Below are 955 nucleotides of genomic sequence, written 5' to 3'. Positions count from 1 at the left end.
CGTCATTTAAAAGATTTCTCTTTTTGCGCTTGGCTTTTGTTCAGTTTTAAAGGAACAATTCTTACTAGAATCTTGGTGGAGCCTAGCGGGATCGAACCGCTGACCCCCTGCTTGCAAAGCAGGTGCTCTCCCAGCTGAGCTAAGGCCCCATGATGGTCGGGAAGACAGGATTCGAACCTGCGACCCCCTGGTCCCAAACCAGGTGCTCTACCAAGCTGAGCCACTTCCCGTTTAAACTTTATGAATTTAATATGGCGCGCCCTGAAGGATTCGAACCCTCAACCTTCTGATCCGTAGTCAGACACTCTATCCAGTTGAGCTAAGGGCGCATGGTGCCGAGGGCCGGACTTGAACCGGCACGGTAGTCACCTACCGCAGGATTTTAAGTCCTGTGCGTCTGCCAATTCCGCCACCCCGGCGTGGCATAATTAATGGAGCGGAAGACGGGATTCGAACCCGCGACCCCCACCTTGGCAAGGTGGTGTTCTACCACTGAACTACTTCCGCGTAATATAATGCGGGTGAAGGGACTTGAACCCCCACGTCGTAAGACACTAGATCCTAAGTCTAGCGCGTCTGCCAATTCCGCCACACCCGCAAGAAATGGTGAGCCATGAAGGATTCGAACCTTCGACCCTCTGATTAAAAGTCAGATGCTCTACCGACTGAGCTAATGGCTCATTTAATGATCATAAATTTCTATATATATAATATATTTAAACAAACATCGTTGTTATGTAACTCTCATGGTGCCGGCCAGAGGACTTGAACCCCCAACCTACTGATTACGATTCAGTTGCTCTACCAATTGAGCTAGGCCGGCGTAATTTAAGCCGATACTCATCATTATAATCGTTAACAACTAGTTTGTCAATGATTTTTTTAAAAAGCCCGGCAACGTCCTACTCTCACAGGGGGAAGCCCCCAATTACCATCGGCGCTGAAGAGCTTAACG

8 tRNA genes are annotated in these 955 nt (G+C 48.9%); all 8 read right to left on the bottom strand.

The window, feature by feature from the left end:
- Positions 1 to 73 precede the first annotated feature (73 nt).
- Positions 74 to 149, bottom strand: a tRNA-Ala gene (locus IEV91_RS21510).
- A 4-nt stretch (positions 150 to 153) separates the two neighbouring features.
- Positions 154 to 230: transfer RNA gene (locus IEV91_RS21505), tRNA-Pro, on the bottom strand.
- 22 nt (positions 231 to 252) lie between these two features.
- Positions 253 to 329, bottom strand: a tRNA-Arg gene (locus IEV91_RS21500).
- 1 nt (position 330) lies between these two features.
- A tRNA-Leu gene (locus tag IEV91_RS21495) sits at positions 331 to 419 on the bottom strand.
- Positions 420 to 432: 13 nt separating this feature from the next.
- A tRNA-Gly gene (locus IEV91_RS21490) sits at positions 433 to 507 on the bottom strand.
- Positions 508 to 516: 9 nt separating this feature from the next.
- Positions 517 to 598, bottom strand: a tRNA-Leu gene (locus IEV91_RS21485).
- Positions 599 to 604: 6 nt separating this feature from the next.
- Positions 605 to 680 (bottom strand) — tRNA-Lys (locus tag IEV91_RS21480).
- A gap of 67 nt (positions 681 to 747) precedes the next feature.
- Positions 748 to 823, bottom strand: a tRNA-Thr gene (locus tag IEV91_RS21475).
- Positions 824 to 955: the final 132 nt, after the last annotated feature.

The organism is Pullulanibacillus pueri (assembly GCF_014639255.1).
Lineage (GTDB): Bacteria > Bacillota > Bacilli > Bacillales > Sporolactobacillaceae > Pullulanibacillus > Pullulanibacillus pueri.
This window is presented reverse-complemented; position numbering and strand designations above follow the sequence as displayed.